The 19,438-nt window shown below is 72.6% G+C and carries 22 protein-coding genes and 1 pseudogene; 8 read left to right on the forward strand and 15 right to left on the reverse strand.

From position 1 onward, the window contains the following. Positions 1-10: 10 nt before the first annotated feature. The 4 genes from AYO52_RS07640 to AYO52_RS07655 are packed head-to-tail and all read right to left on the reverse strand — an operon-like array spanning position 11 to position 3,250. Positions 11-1,192, reverse strand: coding sequence for an MFS transporter (locus AYO52_RS07640; RefSeq protein WP_067715443.1), 1,182 nt, complete (start codon positions 1,190-1,192; stop codon positions 11-13). Positions 1,193-1,218: 26 nt separating this feature from the next. Further along, positions 1,219-1,950: a LysE family translocator gene (locus AYO52_RS07645; RefSeq protein WP_067715445.1), complete on the reverse strand. Its 732-nt coding sequence runs from the start codon at positions 1,948-1,950 to the stop codon at positions 1,219-1,221. After that, entirely contained in the window at positions 1,947-2,642 is a 696-nt protein-coding gene (locus AYO52_RS07650) for a methylated-DNA--[protein]-cysteine S-methyltransferase (protein WP_082923858.1), read from the reverse strand. The genes AYO52_RS07645 and AYO52_RS07650 overlap by 4 nt, the downstream gene beginning before the upstream one ends. After that, entirely contained in the window at positions 2,639-3,250 is a 612-nt protein-coding gene (locus AYO52_RS07655) for an RNA polymerase sigma factor (RefSeq protein ID WP_082923859.1), read from the reverse strand. The genes AYO52_RS07650 and AYO52_RS07655 overlap by 4 nt, the downstream gene beginning before the upstream one ends. A 207-nt stretch (positions 3,251-3,457) precedes the next feature. Between AYO52_RS07655 and AYO52_RS07660 the strand changes: the two genes are divergently transcribed. Further along, on the forward strand, positions 3,458-4,504 hold the full coding sequence (locus AYO52_RS07660; protein WP_067715447.1) for a triacylglycerol lipase: 1,047 nt from the start codon (positions 3,458-3,460) through the stop codon (positions 4,502-4,504). A gap of 45 nt (positions 4,505-4,549) precedes the next feature. On the opposite strand, the gene AYO52_RS18225 is transcribed toward AYO52_RS07660, so the two are convergent. The 5 genes from AYO52_RS18225 to AYO52_RS07685 all read right to left on the reverse strand — a co-directional run bounded on the left by AYO52_RS18225 (position 4,550) and on the right by AYO52_RS07685 (position 8,278). Continuing rightward, complete coding sequence (locus tag AYO52_RS18225; protein ID WP_067715451.1) at positions 4,550-4,978, reverse strand: hypothetical protein; 429 nt, start codon at positions 4,976-4,978, stop codon at positions 4,550-4,552. Further along, positions 4,975-5,310, reverse strand: coding sequence for an MTH1187 family thiamine-binding protein (locus AYO52_RS07670; RefSeq protein WP_067715531.1), 336 nt, complete (start codon positions 5,308-5,310; stop codon positions 4,975-4,977). The genes AYO52_RS18225 and AYO52_RS07670 overlap by 4 nt, the downstream gene beginning before the upstream one ends. A gap of 88 nt (positions 5,311-5,398) precedes the next feature. Next, positions 5,399-6,604: an LLM class flavin-dependent oxidoreductase gene (locus tag AYO52_RS07675; RefSeq protein WP_067715453.1), complete on the reverse strand. Its 1,206-nt coding sequence runs from the start codon at positions 6,602-6,604 to the stop codon at positions 5,399-5,401. Positions 6,605-6,629: 25 nt separating this feature from the next. Then, entirely contained in the window at positions 6,630-7,526 is an 897-nt protein-coding gene (locus AYO52_RS07680) for an SDR family oxidoreductase (RefSeq protein ID WP_253701987.1), read from the reverse strand. Next, positions 7,523-8,278 (reverse strand): SDR family NAD(P)-dependent oxidoreductase, encoded by a 756-nt coding sequence (locus AYO52_RS07685; RefSeq protein ID WP_067715535.1) that lies wholly within the window; start codon positions 8,276-8,278, stop codon positions 7,523-7,525. Before AYO52_RS07685 ends, AYO52_RS07680 begins: the two co-directional genes overlap by 4 nt. Positions 8,279-8,498: 220 nt before the next feature. Between AYO52_RS07685 and AYO52_RS07690 the strand changes: the two genes are divergently transcribed. The 4 genes from AYO52_RS07690 to AYO52_RS07705 all read left to right on the forward strand — a co-directional run bounded on the left by AYO52_RS07690 (position 8,499) and on the right by AYO52_RS07705 (position 12,201). Beyond that, positions 8,499-9,905, forward strand: coding sequence for an NAD(P)/FAD-dependent oxidoreductase (locus tag AYO52_RS07690; protein WP_067715456.1), 1,407 nt, complete (start codon positions 8,499-8,501; stop codon positions 9,903-9,905). Next, a complete protein-coding gene (locus AYO52_RS07695; RefSeq protein WP_067715459.1) occupies positions 9,902-10,555 on the forward strand; it encodes a TetR/AcrR family transcriptional regulator in 654 nt (217 codons plus the stop codon). The genes AYO52_RS07690 and AYO52_RS07695 overlap by 4 nt, the downstream gene beginning before the upstream one ends. Beyond that, on the forward strand, positions 10,552-11,571 hold the full coding sequence (locus AYO52_RS07700; protein ID WP_082923861.1) for an alpha/beta hydrolase: 1,020 nt from the start codon (positions 10,552-10,554) through the stop codon (positions 11,569-11,571). Before AYO52_RS07695 ends, AYO52_RS07700 begins: the two co-directional genes overlap by 4 nt. 78 nt (positions 11,572-11,649) lie before the next feature. Beyond that, positions 11,650-12,201, forward strand: coding sequence for a YceI family protein (locus AYO52_RS07705; protein ID WP_067715464.1), 552 nt, complete (start codon positions 11,650-11,652; stop codon positions 12,199-12,201). A 137-nt stretch (positions 12,202-12,338) separates the two neighbouring features. Here AYO52_RS07705 and AYO52_RS07710 read toward each other — a convergent pair whose 3' ends face one another. Continuing rightward, positions 12,339-12,935 carry a hypothetical protein gene (locus tag AYO52_RS07710; RefSeq protein WP_067715466.1) on the reverse strand — a complete coding sequence of 199 codons (597 nt, stop codon included), beginning with the start codon at positions 12,933-12,935 and terminating at the stop codon, positions 12,339-12,341. Between the two features lie 230 nt (positions 12,936-13,165). Between AYO52_RS07710 and AYO52_RS07715 the strand changes: the two genes are divergently transcribed. Continuing rightward, positions 13,166-13,630 carry a hypothetical protein gene (locus AYO52_RS07715; protein WP_067715469.1) on the forward strand — a complete coding sequence of 155 codons (465 nt, stop codon included), beginning with the start codon at positions 13,166-13,168 and terminating at the stop codon, positions 13,628-13,630. A gap of 109 nt (positions 13,631-13,739) precedes the next feature. On the opposite strand, the gene AYO52_RS07720 is transcribed toward AYO52_RS07715, so the two are convergent. From AYO52_RS07720 to AYO52_RS07740, 5 genes are all read right to left on the reverse strand, one after another. Then, on the reverse strand, positions 13,740-14,666 hold the full coding sequence (locus AYO52_RS07720) for an alpha/beta fold hydrolase (protein WP_067715471.1): 927 nt from the start codon (positions 14,664-14,666) through the stop codon (positions 13,740-13,742). A gap of 101 nt (positions 14,667-14,767) precedes the next feature. Continuing rightward, positions 14,768-15,271 (reverse strand): hypothetical protein, encoded by a 504-nt coding sequence (locus AYO52_RS07725; protein WP_082923862.1) that lies wholly within the window; start codon positions 15,269-15,271, stop codon positions 14,768-14,770. Beyond that, positions 15,258-16,508 carry an AI-2E family transporter gene (locus AYO52_RS07730; protein WP_082923863.1) on the reverse strand — a complete coding sequence of 417 codons (1,251 nt, stop codon included), beginning with the start codon at positions 16,506-16,508 and terminating at the stop codon, positions 15,258-15,260. Before AYO52_RS07730 ends, AYO52_RS07725 begins: the two co-directional genes overlap by 14 nt. A 41-nt stretch (positions 16,509-16,549) precedes the next feature. After that, a complete protein-coding gene (locus tag AYO52_RS07735; protein ID WP_067715474.1) occupies positions 16,550-17,656 on the reverse strand; it encodes a hypothetical protein in 1,107 nt (368 codons plus the stop codon). Positions 17,657-17,708: 52 nt separating this feature from the next. Continuing rightward, the gene (locus AYO52_RS07740) at positions 17,709-18,674 is read right to left on the reverse strand and encodes a phosphotransferase family protein (RefSeq protein WP_253701989.1); all 966 of its coding nucleotides are present in this window, start codon (positions 18,672-18,674) and stop codon (positions 17,709-17,711) included. 191 nt (positions 18,675-18,865) lie between these two features. Between AYO52_RS07740 and AYO52_RS19125 the strand changes: the two are divergent. Both AYO52_RS19125 and AYO52_RS07745 read left to right on the forward strand, forming a co-directional pair. Then, a pseudogene (locus tag AYO52_RS19125) lies at positions 18,866-18,991 on the forward strand (helix-turn-helix domain-containing protein); the annotation flags it as partial. 24 nt (positions 18,992-19,015) lie between these two features. Continuing rightward, positions 19,016-19,417, forward strand: a complete 402-nt coding sequence (locus AYO52_RS07745) for a hypothetical protein (RefSeq protein WP_007626539.1) — start codon at positions 19,016-19,018, stop codon at positions 19,415-19,417. Positions 19,418-19,438: the final 21 nt, after the last annotated feature.

A 19,438-nucleotide genomic window follows, 5' to 3' on the forward strand; every position in this document is an offset into this window, starting at 1 on the left:
GACGTGCCGGCTAGCGTAGCTGTCGCTGGGTGAGCGGGATGAGCAGCGCGCACACCACCGCCAGCCCGGCGATCCACGGCACCGGACCGCCGGCGCGCGAGAGCTCGGCGAGCACGTACGGCGTGGCCATCCCGAGGTAGGCCAGGACGTAGAACACGGCCACGAGCCCGGCGTGGTCCCGCGGTCCGGACTGCAGCTCGACCTCGACCAGCCCCGCCACCAGAAGCGTGGCGTATCCCACGCCGAGCAGGACCGCGACGGGCAGCAGCCACAGGGCGCGGCCGGGGAGTGCGGGCGAGGCGGCCAGCAGCGCTCCGGCGGCCATCCCGAGCGAGGCGGCGGCGAGTCCCATGACCGGCGGCCGGGACGGCGGTGACGCGGCCGCGATCCTGCGGACGGCGGGTTGGACCAGCACCCCGGCGCCCAGCGTGACCCCCACCATGACGCCGGCGTACAGGGTGGGCCGGCCGAAGGCGTCCCCGCCCAGCAGGTCGGCGAGCACCGCGAACGACATGCTGGCGCAGCCGAACACCAGCGGGGCCCACGGCGCGACCCCGAGGAGGAACCGACGGGTGCCGGCCGTGGCGGGGATGAGCGGGGCGACCTCCGGCCCGCCGTGCGGCTCGTACGGGTCCGCGGCGCCCCACGCCGCGACCAGCGCGATCGTGCCGAGGATCAGATGCGGAAGGTACGCCGAGAAGAGCGGGGCGGGGGCGAACTCCCCGACCATGCCCGCCGCCAGGCCGCTGAGCCCGAACCCGCCGGTCAGCGCGATGGCCGCGCGCCGCGCACCGGTGCCGGGTGGCCCACCGGCGGAGAGCTCGCGGACCCAGGCGCTGCCGGCCCCGAACGCCGCCCCGGACGCCAGCCCGGCGAGGAACCGTCCCAGGTACAGCCACAGTGAATCCTGCGGCCCCAGCAGCATGAACAGGGTCGCCAGCAGCGACAGGACCAGGACGGGCCGCATGAGCACACGGCGGCCGTTGCGGTCGGACCACCGGCCGGCCACCAGCAGGGTGGGCAGGAGGCCGACGATGTAGACGCTGAAGATCGCGGTGACACTGGACTGCGACAGCCCCAGCTCGGCGCGGTACAGATGCAGCAACGGGGCGAACTGGTTGGCGCCCCAGCCCACCGCGAACACCGCGAGGGCCACGCGCACCCAGCTGCGACGGTCGACCTGAGAATCCATGGAGCAGAACCTAGCCCGCGTGCGCCCTACGCGAGCGCGGTGACCACGAACGCCACCCCCACCACCACGAACAGTGTGCTGGCCACGACGTCGACCCACGGCAGCAGCCGCCCGACCCGCTCGTTGACCACCCGGTGCGAGGCCACCAGCGCGAGCCCGCCGAACCAGGCGAGCGCGACCGCGATCATCCCGGCGACCAGGGCCACCGACCACGCCGGCGAGACCTCCTCGCGCAGGAACGGGGTGAGCACCGCGCCGAAGAACACCAGGGCCTTGGGGTTCGCGAGGTTGGTGACCAGACCGCGGGTGAAATCCGCCCGCGGCACCAGATCCGCTACTCGAAATCGGGATCCGCTATCCGAATCCGGGTAGCGGATCCCGATTGCGAGTAGCGGATCCGAGGGCGGGGCGGTGGCGGGTGCGGCGGTGGTGGCGGGTGCGGCGGTGGCCGGGGGTGGGGTCGCACCGCGCGAGCGCCACCAGCCGCGCAGACCGAGCACGCCGAGGGTCGCCAACAGGAGTCCGCCGGCGACCTGGAGACCGGTCATGACCTGCGGGTACACGCGCACGAGGGTGGCGACTCCGGCGAACGCGGCCGCGAGCCACACCGTCAGGCCGGTGACGATCCCCAGCGCGGTCGCGAGACCCTGACGCCGTCCGGCGAGGGCACGTTGGAGGACGACGACGACGTCGGGCCCCGGCGAGACCACCGCGATCGCCCAGACACCGAACAGGCCGAGGAGCTGCGCCGCGGTCACGCCGCCGATTCCATCTCGAGGAGCCGCTGCTTGGCCGCGAGCCCGCCCCGGTAGCCGCCCAGTCCGCCGTCCGAGCGCAGGATCCGGTGACACGGCCACACCAGCGGCAGCGGATTGGTCGCGCAGGCCGACCCCACCGCGCGGACGGCGCCGGGCCGGTCGAGTTCGACGGCGATCTCGCGGTAGGTCGCGGTCCGCCCGTACCCGACCCGGGCCAGATGCTGTTGGACCTCACCACGGAACCCGCGGGCGAGGCGGGTGTCGAGGGGCAGGTCGAACTCGCGGCGGCGGCCGTCGAGGTACTGGTCGATCTGGGCCGCGGCCGCGTCGAGCACCGGCGACCCCGAAGGCGCGCCGAGGATCCGGGGTCCGACCCGGTCGGCCAACATCTCAAGGACCACCCCGGAATCCTCCACCTCGAACGCCACGTACACCAACCCGGCCGGGGACGCGGCCAACAGCAGCCCACCGATCGGGGTGTCGACGCTGCGGTAGGCCACGTCGACCAGGCCCTCGCGCTCGGCGTCGCGGGCCAGGCGATCCCGCAGTCGGGTCGTGTCGGCGGGGGCGGACCGCAGGATCGACGCCGCGCCGGCCTCGGAGATCGCAGGGTCGTCCGCTGCCGGATCGGGCGCCGCCGGTTCGGGCGCCGCCGGGTCGTGCGCCGCCGGATCGTGGATCGGGTCGGTCATGACATCTCCTCCGTGGGACGGTGCGGTTCGAGAGCACGGCGCGGTTCGAGGTGACTGTGCGGTTCGAGGGGACTGTGCTGGTCGAGGTGACCGTGCGGTCCAAGCGTGGTGCGCAGGCGGGCGATCCCGTCCGCGGCCGCGCGCCGGGCCGCCGCCTCGGTGCCGCCGGCGAGTCCGGCGATCTCGGCATAGCGGAGCCCGCCCAGATACCGGTAGGCCACACAGATGCGCTGCCGGGTGGGCAGGGCGGCGACCGCATCCCAGACCCGCGGATCGCCGACCTCGTCGTCGTCGACCCCCGTCGCTCCCCGCGCGCCCCCGGGACGTGGTGTGCGGGCGTCGAGAACGGCGACGTCGTCGGCGGCCCCGCTCGGTGCGGCCTCCCGGACCGAACGCCGCACCACGTCCACCGCCCGGCGGTGCGCGACCCGGACGAGCCAGGCCTCGACGTCGGTGTCGTCGGGCAGCCTGGGCCAGGCGCGGAGTGCGGAGAGGAACGTCTCGGACCAGGCGTCGTCGGCGTCGGGGCCCGGGCCGAGCACCGCGCGGCACACCCGCAGCACGGTGGGACCGTGGCGGTCCACCGCGGCGTCGAACGCTGCCCTCATGTGTGTCGATCCTGCCCTCGTGGTCGCTGCCGGGTGCGGGCGCCCCGCAGACGGGGCATGCGATGGTCACCGGGTAGTCGCGCGGCGCGCCGGTTTCGTGAGGCGCGCCGGTTTCGTGAGGCGCGCCGGTTTCGTGAGGCGCTGCGGTTCCCCTCGCTGAGTCCGGGACGCATACTGGTCTGACCGTCACGCCCCGGGGGGTCTGAAATGCTCGGTTCCCGCACACCCTCACGCCCGGCCGGCCGTCGCCCGGCGCACCGCACGAGCCGCAGAAGCCGAGCGCGCCGCACCGGACTGGCCGGTGCGCTCGCCGCCCTCGCGCTGTCGATCCCCGTCGCCACCGGGGTGGGCCCGGTGCCGGACCGGGTCGCGGACCGGGTCACGCCGGCGGCCCGGGCGCAGGTCCAGCTCGGCCCGCTCGGCGACTACCTGCGCGACCTCGACCCCACCGGCGAGCTTGGGCCGTACGTCACCGAGGCCCTGAACGGGATCAACGGGCCGATCGGCGATCCCGGTCCGCCCGCCGCCGCGGCCGCGCCCGTGACCTGCCGACCCACCGTGGCGCATCCGCGGCCGGTGATCCTCGTCCACGGGACCTTCGACAACGGGGCCGACACGATGCCGCGCCTCGGCGATCCGCTACGCCGTCAGGGCTTCTGCGTGATCGCCCCGACCCTCGGCGCCTACGCGGGCAACCCGGCGCGCGGCGGGCTCGACTCGATCGTCGCCGCATCGGGACCGCAACTGGCCGGGGTGATCGACCACGTACGCGCGGTGACCGGGGCCGAGCAGGTGGACCTGGTCGGTTACTCGCAGGGCGCCGCGATCGCCGGGTACACCACCAAGGTGCTGCGGCCGGGCGCGGTGAACCGCGTGGTCTCCGTGGGCGGGTACTGGGGCGCCGACAACAGCGGCCTCATCCCGCACCAGCTGCCGCGCGAGGTCGCGGCTCTGGGCCTGTGGGCCGCGAACCTGCGGGGACTGGCCGAACTGTCCCCGGGCAGCCCGCTGATCGCCGCCTGGTACGGGCTCGACCGCACCCCGTTCCTGCCCGGCGTCGGCTACACGCTCATCGCCACGCGCGGCGACCACCTGCTCCCGCCCGAGCGCAGCTTCGTCCCCGGTCCGGGCGTGCGGTGGGTCGTTCCCGAGGACGCGTGCGGGGGCCGACCGAACTCGCACGGAGGGATGGCCGTCGACGCGCGCACGCACGCGATCGTCGCCGGGGCCCTCGGCGGCGCCGGGGGGTGCTGAGCGGCCGGACGCCGCAGCTGGGCCCTCCGTTCGGGCCCAGCGGCGTCAGCGCAGCTCGCGGGAGTGGTGCTGGTAGAGCTCGTAGGCGTCACGCAGCCCGAGGCCGGGGTGGGCGACCCGCAGGCGGCGCACCGCGTCGATCTCCCCGGAGGAACCGCGCATCGCCGCGGCGATCTGCTCGGGGCGGATCGACGCCGCGATCCGGCGGGAGCGTTCCTCGTTGCGCCCGCCGAGCCACCAGCGGTGCGCCGCGGCGCCGAAGAGCATGACCGCCAGCGCGAGCCACAACAGCACGTCCAACATCGCGGCCCGGCCGGAGAGCACCTGCACAACCACCACCACGAGCGCACCGAGCCCGCCGAGCACGGTGGCCGCGACGTACGCCACCGCGGTCCGGCTGCGTGACCGCGCCACGTGGTCGATGGCCGACTCCGCCCGGTCCGCGATCCAGTTCGACGGGTGGGGAGAGGTCACGCGCGGCCCCCCTCGTCGTCGGACTCCCGGCCGCCGGCGAGGTGGCGCTCCACCCGCTCCACCTTGCCCCGCAGCTCCCCCGACCGGCCGGGCCGCAGGTCCGCCTTGAGCACCAGGCTCACGCGCGGCGCCACGGCCAGCACGGCGTCCGTGGCGGCGCGGATGACGGGCATGACCTCGTCCCACTCGCCCTCGATGGTGGTGAACATCGAGGTGGTCTCGTACGGCAGGCCGGAGTCGCGGACCACGCGGACCGCTTCCGCGACCGCGCGACTCATGGATGCCGAGTCGTCCGCGGTGGACGTGGGGGCGACGGAGAACGCGAACAGCATGGCATCACCGTAATCCCGCCGGGCCCCGTCGTGCAGATCGGCGGGCCCCGGCGATACCTGGGTCACAGACCCACGTCACACGCCACCGTCACACCCTCGAGACCGTCTGCGGCACACCCGCGGTGTACCCGGCCTCGGCGAGCAACTCCCGCACGCGCGGGATGACCTTGCGGCCGTAGAGGTCGATGGAGGTCATGAGGTCGTCGTGCGGGGTCGGGCCGCTGGCGTACTTGAGGTCGAACCGGTCCAGGCCCAGCGTGCGGACGGTGGTGGCGATCTTCTGCGCGACCGTCTCGGGGGACCCGACGTACATGGCGCCCGATCGGACCTCGCGGTGGAAGTCGGCCTCGGTCGCGTCGCCCCAGCCGCGCTCGCGGCCGATCTGGTTGCGGTTGACCAGCCAGTGGCGCGCGGACAGCTCGGCGGCCCGGGCGTCGGTCTCGGCGACGAACCCGGGCGAGTGCACGGCGATCGGCAGGCGCGGCGCGGCCGCTTCCCCACCGGCCGTTCCCCCACCGGCCGACCCCGCACCCGCGAACTGGGCATTGGCCTCGCGGTACAGGTCGGCGAAGGGGGCGAACCGGCCGGCAGGGCCGCCGATGATCGCGAGCATGAGCGGCATCCGGTAGCGGGCCGCACGCACCACGGATTCCGGGCTGCCGCCGACGGCGATCCACGCGCTGAGCCCGTGCTCGGTCTTGGGGTAGACGTGCTGGTCGACCAGCGGCGGACGCAACTCACCGGACCACGTCACCGGCCCCTCGGGCAGCAGCGCGGCGAACAGGTCGAGCTTCTCGCTGAACAGCTGCTCGTACCGGGCGAGATCGAGGCCGAACAGCGGGAACGACTCGGTGAACGACCCACGGCCCAGCACGACCTCGGCCCGCCCGTTCGACAGGGCGTCGATGGTGGCGAAGCGCTGGAAGACGCGGATGGGGTCATCGCTCGACAGGACCGTGACCGCCGAACCCAGCGTGATGCGCTCGGTGCGCGTGGCGATGCCGGCCAGCAGGACGTCCGGGGCGGAGACGGCGAAGTCGGGGCGGTGGTGCTCGCCGATGCCGAACGCGTCGACCCCCACCTGGTCGGCCAGGACGGCCTGCTCCACGACGTCACGCAGGACCTGCGCGTGGTGGACGGGCCGACCGCCGCGGTCGACGGTGACGTCGCCGAAGGTGTCGAGACCGAAGGCGACATCCTGGGTGGAGGGGTCACCGTGGGTGGCGTCGTGGGTGGAGGGCGACGACGACGAGGTGGGCGTCGCGGGGTCGTGTGCGGAGGCTGACGAGTTCATGCGGTCATCATAGTTGATCCGTCATCTACATGGCGGGGTGTGCCGCCCGGGCGCGGGAGGCGCGGACGTACCGGGCGATCATCCGGTCCATCACCCCGGGCGCGAGTCGCTGCAGCCGCCACGTGGCCCGGGCGCGGGCGGGCTCGATCACGAGTGCGCGGTTGCGGGCGACGCCGTCGAGCACGCTCGCCGCCAGCCGGTCGGGGTCCAGCGGCCGGCGCACCCCCTGGCCGTCGAGGTAGAAATGCCGACCGTCGAAGCCGTCGAGTTCGCCCTTGTCCAGGATCGCGGTATCCACGGCCGCCGGGCACACCACCGTCACGCCCACCCCGTGTCCCGCGGCCTCGGCGCGCAGCGACAGCCCGAGCCCGACGACCGCGTGCTTGGTCATCGCGTAGCTGGTGATGAGCCCCGCCGGGCACAACCCGCCCATCGACGCGGTGAGCACGATCGCGCCGGCCCCGCGGTCGATCATGTGCGGGTACGCGGCGTGCACGCAGTGGACCACCCCGCGGACGTTGACGTCGATGATCGCGTTCCACTGCTCCAGGGTGAGCTTGTCGGTGTCGCCACCCCAGGTGATGCCGGCGTTGGCGAACATCAGGTCCAGCCCGCCCCGGGTGGAGACCACCTCCTCGACGAGGGCGGCCACCGCGGCGGCATCGGTGACGTCGAGGTGCGCCGGTTCGGCACTCCCGGCCCCTGCCGACCCGGCGCCGGGGCCGGACCTCGTCGTCGTCACCTCCTCGGCGACCCGACGCGCGGCGGCGAGGTCGATGTCCGCCACCACCACGTGCGCGCCGGCCGCCACGAGGGCACGGCAGAGGGCCGCGCCGATCCCGGACCCGCCGCCGGTGACGACGGCCGACGCCCCGGCCAGCCGCGGGCCGCGGAGGGCGGTCACCGACCTGGGCGCGGTCACGAGAAAGCCCTGGTCGCCAGCCCGAGCACGTCCGGGTAGCGGCGCAGCTGGGCGCCGCCGTCGATCGCCAGGTCCTCCCCCGTCATCCAGTCCGCCGCGGCGAGGTGGAGCACGGCGCGGGCGACGTCCTCGGCGGTCCCCCGGTGGGCGATCGCGGAGTTCTCGGCGTACTCCTCGGCCAGGCCGGGGATCTGCAGGACGGGCTCGGTGAGCGGGGTGACGAGGAAGCCCGGCGAGACGGTGTTGACCCGCACCCCCCGCTCGCCCAGCTCGAGGGCCGCGACCTGGGCGAGCATCACCAGGCCCGCCTTGGCGGCGCAGTAGGCCGCCATCCCCCGGCCGGGTTGCCGCGCGTTGAGGGAGGCGATCGCGACCATCGACCCGCCGTCCCGGACCGCCCGGCCGCCGTGCTTGAACACCAGGAACGCGCCGGTCAGACACACATCGACGACCCGGCGGAATTCCGCGGCGTCGTGGTCCGTCACCAGGCCCAGCGTGCTGACGCCGGCGGTCGTGACCACCAGATCCAGGGCGGTCCCGGCGAACAGCGCCTCGACCGACGCCTCGTCGGTCACGTCGACGGCGCCCGCCCGGTGCGCCGGGCCGAGCTCGGCGGCGCGGGCGGCGGCCGACTCGGCGTCGAGGTCACCGATCGTGACCTGCCACCCCCCGGCGGCGAGAGCACGGGCGGTGGCCCACCCGATCCCCGACGCCCCGCCCACCACGACGGCGGACCGGCCGCGCGCGGCCACATCGGAACCGTCCGAGGAACTGTCGCGGTCAGGGGTGGGGACGTGTGTGCGATCCGGGTCCACGGGGCCTCCAGTAGGGTTGACGGCCGGCCTCGGCGGGGTGGTCCGCCGGGCCGGAGGAAGCTGTTGACGACCGTCAACACGGGCCATAGTGTGATCCGCGCCATAGCTTTCTTGTCGGCGAGTCTGCCTCGCCGAGGGATCCGCCGAAGGGGTTCGCATGACATCGACCTGCACAATCGCCGTGATCGGCGCGGGCATCAGCGGCCTGACGACGCTGAAGATGCTCCGCGACTACGGGATTGACGCGGTGTGCTTCGAGGCGTCGGACCGGATCGGCGGGAACTGGGCGTTCGACAACCCCAACGGCAGCTCGAGTGCCTACCGCTCGCTGCACATCGACACCTCCAAGCACCAATTGAGCTTCCGGGACTTCCCGATGCCGGAGGAGTTCCCGGACTTCCCCCACCACAGCCAGATCAAGCAGTACCTGGACGACTACGCCGAGGCGTTCGGCCTGCTGCCGGCGATCGAGTTCGAGACGCGGGTCGAGCATGCCGAGCGCCTGCCGGACGGCGGGTGGGAACTGACCACGTCGCGCACCGGGTCGGCCGCACAGGCCGGGGCCGGCGGCACGGGCGGGTCCGGCGAGACCGAGACGCTCCACTTCGACGGGCTCGTGGTGGGCAACGGACACCACTGGGACCCGCGCTTCGCCGATTTCCCCGGCGAGTTCACCGGGGAGATGATCCACTCCCACGCCTACGTCGACCCGTGGGATCCGCTGCACCTCATGGACAAGAAGATCCTCGTGGTGGGCCTCGGCAACAGCGCCGCGGACATCGTGGTGGAACTGTCGTCCAAGGTCATGCGCAACGAGGTGACGCTGTCCACCCGGTCGGGTGCGTGGATCGTGCCCAAGTACATCGCCGGCAAGCCGGCCGACAAGTACTTCGCGACCTTCCCGTACATCCCGTACTCGTGGCAGCGCAAGGCCATCCAGGCGATGCAGCCGATGTCGGCCGGCCGGCCGGAGGAGTACGGCCTGCCGACCCCCAACCACAAGTTCTTCGAGGCCCACCCCACGCAGTCCGTCGAACTGCCGCTGCGGCTGGGGTCCGGGGACGTCGTCGCCAAGGGGGACATCGCCCGACTGGACGGCCGGAGGGTGCACTTCGAGGACGGGACCAGCGGCGAGTTCGACGTGATCATCCAGGCCACCGGGTACAACACCACGTTCCCGTTCTTCGACCGGGAGTTCCTCAGCGCCGACGCCCACAACCACGTCCCGCTCTACAAGCGGATGTTCACCCCAGGCATCGAGGACCTCGCCTTCGTCGGCTTCGCCCAGTCCACCCCGACCCTGTTCCCGTTCGTCGAGGCGCAGGCCCGCCTGGTGGCGGCGTGGGCGGCCGGGCTGTACCGCACCCCGCCGGTGGCGGAGATGGAGCGGGTGATCGTGGAGGACGAGAAGAAGTACATCGGCCACATGCTCGACACCCCCCGCCACCAGCAGCAGGTCGACTACTTCCTCTACGAACGCGACCTGCGCACCCGGGAGATCCCCCGCGGTCTCGAGCGCGCCCGCGAGCGCGGGGCCGCCCTCCGTGCCCGGGTGACGGCATGACGCCGGCCGCCCCCTCGGCGACCACCTCCCCGCGCGGCGACCGTCGCCGCGAGGCCCTGCTCGCCGCGCTCGACGACCGGCTGCGCACCACGGCACTGGACGACATCTCGGTGGCCGACCTCACCGTCTCCGCGGGGATCACCAGGTCCGCGTTCTACTTCTACTTCGACTCCAAGGCCGCCGCCGTGGGCGTCCTGCTGGCCGCGGTACAGGACGAGGCCCGCGCGGCGGTCGAGACGATCATCGGCGGCGAGGGAGACTTCCGCACGCGCGTGGCCGGGGCCCTCGAGAAGCTCACCGACCGCGTGTTGGAGAACGCCCACATCTACCGGGCCCTGCTCACCGCCCGCAGCAAGCACGAACAGACCCGGGCGCTGTGGAACGACGGCCGCCGGACGCTGGCCGCCCCGATCGCCGAGTTCCTGCGCACCGAGCGCACGGCCGGTCGGGCGCCGGACGGCGTGGATCCCGAGGCACTCGCGGTGGGGCTGATCCACATCAACGAGACCGTGCTCGAGCAGCTGGCCTACGACACCGACGGCCCCCGCGAGCCACTGCTCACCGTCGCCACCGACATGTGGGTCCGCTCGGTGTACGGCCGACCCGACCCCACGGTGGACGCCGCGGCAGACCCAGGGAGAACCGCATGACCAGCCCCGTCGACATCGCCTTCCGCTCCGGATCGGGGCCGGACGCCGCCGAGTGTCGCGGCTGGTTCCTGCCCGCCGCCGGCGGGGCGGAGAGCGCCGGTGACGCCGCCCGGGCCAGCGAGGCGGGCAGCCCCTGCGTGGTGCTGGCCCACGGGCTGGGCGGTACCGCGGACTCCGGCCTCATGCCGTTCGCGGAGGCGTTCGCGGCCGCCGGGTACGCCGCGCTCGCCTTCGACTACCGCGGCTTCGGGCGCTCCGACGGCCAGCCCCGCCAGGTCGTCTCCCCCACCGGCCAGCAGGACGACTACCGGGCCGCCATCGCCGCCGCGGCCGCCCAACCCGGCGTCGACCCGACGCGCATCGTGCTGTGGGGCTGCTCCCTCGCGGGCGGTCACGTCCTGGAGGTGGCCCGGGGCCGCGACGACATCGCGGCCGTCATCTCCATGATCCCCCTGGTCGACGGGCGGGCCGCCGCACTGGCCGCGGCCCGCCAGCACACGCCCGCCTCGCTCCTGCGGGCGACGGGGACCGCGATCGCCGCCAAGGCCGTGGCGGCGACGGGACGCCCCGAACCGCTGCTCCCCTTGGTCGGCCCGCCCGGGTCGGCCGCACTGTTGTCCCTGGACGGGTACGAGGAGGCCTATACCTCCGTCGCCGGGCCGACCTGGCGCAACGAGGTGGGCGCCTCCATCGGCACCGAGCTGGGCTCGTTCCGGCCCGGCCGGCACGCGGAAGACCTCGTCGTCGTCCCCGTGCTGGTCCAGATCGCCGACCTCGACCGCAGCGCCCCACCGCACGCCGCCGCGACGGCCGCCTTCGCCGCGCGCGCCGAGGTCCGCCACTACCCGGGCGACCACTTCGACCTCTTCGCCGGCCGGCCGTGCCACGACCGGGCCGTCGAGCACGCGCTGCACTTCCTCGAGAGGAACGTGGGCCGACCTGCAGCGACACGTGCGTCGGCGATGTCGGCGCACGGTTCCACGGGAGACTTCCCCAGGGTTGTTGACATGTCATAGAGGTCGGCCTATATTGGGTGACACAACAGTTGAGTGCTCGGCCCCGCCGGCCGGGCAACCCCACCCGAAGGAGTCACCATGACCGCCAACCTCACCGACCTGACCGGCACCTGGACCCTCGACGACACCCACACCCGCCTGGGCTTCGTCACCCGCCACGCGATGATCACCAAGGTCCGCGGCTCGTTCAACGACTTCACGGGCACCGTCACCGTGCCCGCCGAGGGCATCGAGGGCGCCACCGCCCAGGTCACCATCAACGCCTCCTCGATCGACACCCGCAACGCCGATCGCGACGGCCACCTGAAGTCCAACGACTTCTTCGACATGGAGACGTACCCGGAGATCACGTTCACCTCCACGAAGATCGCCGCCAACGGCTCGGGCGGCGTGGACGTGACCGGCGACCTCACCATCAAGGGCACCACCAAGTCCGTGACCATCCCGTTCGAGTACGAGGGCACCGCCACCGACCCGTTCGGCAACCAGCGCGCGGGCTTCGAGGGCACCACGGTCATCAACCGCAGCGACTTCGACCTCACCTGGAACGCGGCGCTCGAGACCGGCGGCGTGCTGGTCTCCGAGAAGGTCACCCTGGAGATCGAGGTCTCGGCGATCAAGAGCGCCTGACCACTCGCCCGCCACGGCTGGCGGGTCCGCCACCGACCGGCCCCGCCCCACATAGTGCACGCTCGCCCCGGCAATCGCCGGGGCGAGCGTTCCGTTTCTGGGGCGGGGCCTGGGCGGGCGGGGCGGGGCCGAAGCCCCTAGGAGACGACGGCGAGGACCGCGGTGTGAGAACCGTCCGCGTCCTGCCAGGTCGCGCTGAGCGTGCCCGGCGAGCCGATGAGCGGGCGGTCGGCCTCCGCGTCGTTCTCCTCGGACACGATCCGGATGACGTGCAGAACCGAGTCGGAGCCCTGGCGGATCCCGTCGCCACCGCCGCGGATGTTGACCGGCGACGGCGTGATCGTGCCGTCCTCGACCTGCAGATGATCGGCCGCGGCGTCGCGGTGGCTGATCACCCGGCGGACCTCCGCGACGTAGACCGGATCCGCCGATGCGTCATAGACCCAGCGACGGCCGAGCACCGAGTGCTCCATCTCGCCGACCAGCGCGTCACCGGAGTCGTCGAGCTCGGACCCGCGGTAGGTCACGGGCACGTGGAAGGTGCGGGCACCGTCGGTGAGGAGGAACGACTCCATCCCGACCTCGCCGGCGGGATCGACGAACCGGTAGGCGGTCACCTGCTCGAGGCCATCCGGGTCGCCGTCGAACCACTCCTGGTGGCGGACCCAGGCCCGGAGCAGGTCCAGCTTGCCCGGGTCGAGGACGGCGTCATAGATCTCGGCGGTTCCACTCATGCGCTAAGACTCCCCGAATTCGCCCGGTCCGGCAAACGCGAACCGGGGCTGATGGGTGTATGAAGAAGAATTCGCGGGAGCGCCGTTCCCGCTGCGTAAGTGGGCAGACCACCCGCCCGCGCCGGCCACGCTGTGATGCGGATCACAGCCAGTCCGTGGGGGTGGCCGTTACGGTTACCGCCGTATCGCCGGGGAGATCCCCCGGATCCCGATGGAAAGGTGTGACCCCCATGAAGAAGACCATCGCCGTGATCGGTTCCGCTGCCGCCCTGTCCTTCGCCGGTGCTGGCCTCGCCGCCGCCGAGGAGGCCACCGACCCGACGCAGGACGCCGGCACCACCGAGACCGGGGGCGAGTTCGACGAGGTCGAGACCCCCGCCGAGGTCTCCGACATCGCCGCGCAGCTGTGCGGCACCATCTCCGCCTACGACTTCCTCGGCTCCGCCGAGGGCGTGGTGCCCGGCCTGAGCGGCGAGGCGTGCGAGGCCAACGCCACCGCCGCCGTCGCGGCCGCGTTCTCCGGCGACATCTCCGGCGCCATCGACATCCTCCGCGGCATCGACGCCGAGATCCCGGGCGATGACGACGAGACCGCGGACGCCGGCTCGGCCGAGCTCCTCGGCTCGCTGGCCGGCGGTGACGCCGAGGGCGACGAGACCGCCGACGACACCGAGCTGCCCGCGTTCGGCTCCTGATAGCGACTCGCGCGGCGGCGGCGACCAGCCGCTGACCGCATCGCCATCCGACTCGGCCCCGGCCCCCTCGACGGAGCCGGGGACGAGTCCTGTCTGCCCGCCCGGGCCGTCAGCTGCGGGGCTCCGGCGGCTGGGGCTCCGGCGGATGGGCCCCCGCCGCCACGAGGTCTCCCAGCGTCTCGGGGTCGATGTGCCCCGGCTGCGTCTCGGTCATGAACTCCACGATGATCCGCTCGACGGCCGCCGGGTCCTCGACATGCGGGTAGTGGCCGGTCCGCTCGACGATCGCCAGGCGACTACCGGGGATCGCCTCGTGGGTGGCGTGCCCGTGGGACATGGGGATGATCGGGTCGCGGTCGCCCCAGATCAACTGGAACGGCAACTGCCCGGCCAGGTGCAGCCGGTTGGCCGCCGACACCGCCTGCCCCTTGTTGTCCACGACCGCGCGCAGCGTCTTGAAGAACGTCCTGCGGTGACCGGGCCTACTGAGTGAGTCGTACGACATCCAGGACTCGGTGATCGCGTCGGCCCGGATGCCCAGGCCGGAGAAGAAGCGCCCCACCGAGTTCCCGGCGTTCACGAAGACCGAGGCCGCGCCGATCGTCAGCAGGAGTTCGGCGCCGGGGACGGCCAGCATCCGGAGGATCCAGTTGACCTCCTTGCCCAGGCCGCCGCTGCCGATCAGGACGATCCGCTCGCAGTACTCGGGGTACTGGTAGACGAACTGCATGGCGACGCCGCCGCCGAGCGATTGCCCGATGACCGTGCATCGCTTGATGCCCTTGACCACCAACAGGTCGCGCAGGGCGGAGGCCATCGCGCCGAGCGAGTAGTCGTCGAAGTCGAGTGAACTCTCCCCGTGACCGGGCAGGTCCGGGGCGATGACGTGGAAGTGGGCGTCCAGGCGCGGGATGAGTTCGCGCCAGGTGGTCGAGCTGCCGGCCATGCCGTGGATGAGCAGGATCGTCGGCTTGCCCTCGCCGGCACCCGCCTCGCGGTAGGCCAGCTCTCGTCCGTGAAGTGTCGCGGTCTGCATAGTGATTCCCCCTCGGGGACGGCCTCCCGCGCCGTATCTCGTCGCAGGGAGCACCTACCGTCATTGTGCGCCCCGCGGGGACGTTCACGCAGTTCCCCGTGTCACATCTGGGCCGAAAACTTCCGGATCAGCCGCCGGTGACGATGCCGGAACAGCGCACCGACCACCATCCGCACCACCGGTCCCGGCAGCACCGTCCGGGGTTCGGCCCGCAGGGTGTCGGTCACCCGGGTCGAGCCGTCGGGCAGGGCGTCGAGCTCCCGGCGGTGCTCCCACACGCGGCACGACCCCAGGCTCGAGCGCTCCTGGAAGTAGCGCGGCGCCTCCATCCCGGTGATCACCAGGTCGTCGAACTCGACCGGGACGATCCCCGCCAGCAGGATCCACGCCCGCCCCGCCGGGCGACCGAGCGGGAGGTCCGCGATCGACGCCCCCCGCAGCGACCTGGGGAACCGCATCGTCAGCAACGGGCCGAACTCGTCCGCGACGCCCTCGGCCGTGACGACCCGCGCCCACACCTGGTCCCGGGGCGCGGGCACGACGCTCGAGCGCACGACCACCACGCCGGGGGTCCGAACAGCGGCCCGCCCGTCACCGCGGCGCATGGCCGCCGGTCCTCGCGGCCGGTTCGGCGGGAACGGTCTCGCCGTCGTGGTCGTGGAGGCGCACCTCGTCGTCGTCCCCGGCGGGGTGAGCCGCGCTGTCGGGTCCGGACACCTCGTCGCGCCCGGGCACCAGGCCCGGCCCGAGGTTCTCGACGTCGCCGTCCGCGCCGCCCCGGGCCGCGAGGTGGCGCACGACGGTGTTGGCCATCGCCGTGACCGGCACCGCGAACAGCGCGCCCACGACACCGAACAGGTACGTCCCGGCCGTGACCACGAGGATCACCGCCAGCGGGTGCAGCGCCACGGCGTGGCCCATCAGCAGTGGCTGGAGCACGTGCGACTCGACCTGGTGGACGACCACGACGATCGCCAGCATCGCGACCGCGATCGCCGGCCCCCGCTCGACCAGCGCCAGGACCGTGGGGATCACCCCGGCGACGAGGGTGCCGACGATGGGCACGAACGACGCGAGGAACACCACCACGACGATGGGGATCACGAACGGCACGCGCAGCAGCAGCGCGCCCAGGCCGACCCCGGCGGCGTTGATCGCGGCCACGGTGAGCTGCGTGCGGGTGTAGGCGCCGAGGCTGCCCCAGCCACGGCGGAACGCGGTGTCGACGTGCTCGCGGCTCGCCCGCGGCAGCCACCGGACGAAGAACTCCCAGAGTTTCTCGCCGTGGTAGAGGAAGAAGAACAGCGACACCAGGCAGATGAGCACGCCCGCCACGGCGTCCACGGCCGTGTGTCCGAACTGGACCGCGCCGGCCGCGACCGCCTCGGAGTTCGACTCGATCCAGGTGCGGGCCTGGGCGACGGCCTCCTGCAGTCGGTCCGCGGTGAGGTGCAGCGGGCCGTCCTCGAGCCACCGCAGGGCGGCGTCGGTGCCCGACGAGATCTGGTCGCGCATCCGGGGTACGCCGGTCGCGAGCTGGGTGGTGACCGCCGCGAGCGCGGCGAGGATGACCGCGAGGACCCCGACGACGACGACGAGGGCCGCGGCCGCCCGAGGGACCCGCTCCGGGATGCGGTCCACCATCGGGCGGAGCATGGCCGCGAGCAGGACCGCGATCGCCAGGGGCGCGATGATCACCGACAGCCGACCGACCGCCTGCCCGACGAGCCACCCGCCGCCCGCGATGAGCAGCAGGCACGCCGACCAGCCCGCCGCCAGCACGACCGGGTACGGCAGGTGCGCCCGGTCGAAGGGAGCGGCGGTCGGCGAGCCCTGGGTCATGACCTCGATGTTAAAGCCTTTTCAAGACTTCTCAGGTCACATCACGGGGCGAGGTCGGTCCAGCCCACGAAGCCACTCGGATCGTGGCGGCCCAGCACGCCGTGCTCGAACATGCCCCAGCCCTCCGCGCCGTCACACGTGGCCCGGGCGATGTGATCGATGGTCTGGTACGGCATGAACGCCGGGAGCTCGGGGTCCGTGAAGTCGTACGCCGTGGACAGGCTCCAGCCGCGCCCCTTCCACTGGCCGTGCTGCCAGTCCGGGTCGCCCACGTATCCGGATCCCATGCTCAGCGGGATGTAGCCGAGGGTCTCCACCTCCACCACCAGGGGTTCACCGCTGGGCGTGGTGAGGTGGATCCGCGCCGACTCCGGGTGCCGGGTCCCGCTGCGGTAGGACACCTCCATGCGCGGCCAGCCCAGCTGTTCGATCCGGCCGTCGGCAAAGGTGCGGGTGGCGTGGTTGAGGGTGCGGTACCCGTCCGGGCTCTCCTGCATGATGATCATGAGCGCGTAGTCGTCGAACCGCAGCGGGACGTACGTCCACCAGTGGCCCTCACGCGGCTCGTCGGCCGAGCGACCCTTGGGCTCCGGGTCGCCGCTGGGACGAATGCCCCACGAGCGGTCCCGGGTACCCATCCACACGTCCGGGTCCACCGAATAGTCGGTGCCCTCGACGGTGAGCGTGCCGGACCAGCTGCCCACCTGGGCGAAGCGCGTGGCATCGAGAATCGGTCGGGGCCCGTCGAGCAGCATGTGCCGCTCCTCGAGGACCGCCTCGAACGAGCCGTGCCAGGAGAGGTCGAACGAGAGGTCCTCGTGCTCGCAGAGCAGGCGGACGGTTCGCAGCGGCTCGATCACCTCGACCCGGTACCCACCCACGATCGAGTCGAGGGACCGCTCGTCGCTGGCATCGGAGAAGCGGACCGAGCGCTGTCGATCGCCCTGCCGGACGGTGGCGAAGGCGTCGATCACGCCGAGATTCGGGTACACGCCCAGGCCGGTGACGAGATAGACGTCCCCGGTCCGGTCATGGGCGTTGAAGTAGTAGCGGTCGTAGAAATTGCGGTCACTCGTGGCGACCTGCGCCATCGACAGCGGGGACTGGTGGACCGGGTACTCGTCGAGGGGCGCGGGCTTGATCGTCATGGACTCTCCTTAGGTTTCTGGGGCGGTGGAGTGGGGCGGTTCGTACCGGGTGTCAGTCGGCGATCATCCGCGCGAGCATGGCGTGGTGCAGGACGTCCTCGTCCGGGTTCTCGTGCGCCTCGACCTCGCCGAAGTGGACGCGTCGGCGCTCGATCTGCGACATCACGATGCCGTGGCGCAGGGCGGCGTAGGTGCGGAAGAACTCCAACTCGCGAACCGGTGACCCGGTGAGCTCCTCGTATCGGGCGACCACGGCCCCGTGGGGGAACAGATCAGTTAGGCCGGGGAAGTCCCACTGCTCGGCGATCTCCTGGAACATGTCGGGGAAGAACAGGAACCACCCCAGGTCGAGCTCCGGCGTCGCGAGCGTGGCCGACTCCCAGTCGAGCACGGCGGCGGGCTCGACCCCGTCGAACATGATGTTGCCGATCCTGGCGTCGCCCCAGCAGAGCACGTCCGGCGACAGCTCGGTGGGCCAGTTCTCCTCGATCCAGTCGAACGCCCTCTCCGGGACCGGGATCCGGAGACCGTCCTCCCACTGGGTCCACTCGTAGTAGGCGCGCTCGTTCTCCACGTGTGCCCGAAGACTGTCGACGCCGGCGGCCGGCGCGGCATCCCCGAGCGCGGTCCGTGGGTCCGGTGTGCCGTGAACCCGGGCCAGGACGTCCACGCTCACCTCGCGCACCCGCGCCCGGCCGGTCTCGCCCAGCTCCTCCACCACCCAGCCGCCGAACACGTACGGCGGGTTGTCGACGGGGACCCGGCCGGAGACACGGTCCATCACCAGGAAGGGCACGCCCAGGATCTCGGGCGAGTCCTCGACCCAGCGGACGTCGGGCACCGGCAGGTCGGTCCGCTCGCGGACGGCGCGCATCACGGCGGCCTGCCCGGCCAGGTCGTAGTCGGGGAACACCGGGAACGAGGAGGCCTCCGGCGCGAGTCGGGCCACCAACGCCGCGCGCTCGTCACGCCCGTCCGCGGTCCACTCGGCGTCGAGCAGCACGGAGATGCTCGACATGCCCGAGCTCTCGGGGCGCCGGATCGACGTCACGCGGACCGGTCCCGTGCTGCCCACCCGCTCGGCCAGCCACGTCTCCAGTCGGGCCCGGACCTCGTCGAGGTCGGTGGTCGAGGTGATGCTGTCGGTCCGAACCGCCGCCCGACTCCTCTCGGCGCGCGCACAACAAGCACGCGGTCCGCACGAGCCTGCTGCAGGCCGCCCGTCAGCTCTTCGCCGAACGCGGGGTCGCCGAGACCACGGCGGAGGAGATCGCCGAGGCGGCCGGCGTCTCCCGCGCGACGTTCTTCAACTACTTCCGGAACAAGCACGGCATCGTCATCGCTCTCCACGACGCCCACGTGGCCATACTCGGACTCCTTGTCGACGACCTGCTGTCCGAGCCGCTGACCACCGCCGGTCGGCTCGATCGCTTGTTCGCGGACGTCGCCGCCACCGCCGCCGCCGCGCCGGTCTACTTCGCGTCGCTGACCGGCGAGCTCGAGCGTGAACTCGCCGTCCCCGCCGTCAGCGCCGCCCGCACCGAGCAGCTGACCTCTACCCTGGTGCGACTTCTGACCCCGGGAGTGGCCGCCGGGGAGGTGCGCGAGGACCTGCCACTGCGCTTCCTCGCCCAGATGGTCGGCTCCACCTACATCTCGGTGATCCGCTACTGGCGTGAGTCGCCGGACTACGACATCACGCTCAACAGTGCCCGGGCGTCGCATTTCCTGACCGGCGCCCTCGCACCAGGGACGGGCTGACCCGACGGTCACCGGAACCAC

The sequence above is a fragment of the Dietzia sp. 111N12-1 genome (assembly GCF_001658045.1).
Classification (GTDB): Bacteria; Actinomycetota; Actinomycetes; order Mycobacteriales; family Mycobacteriaceae; genus Dietzia; species Dietzia kunjamensis.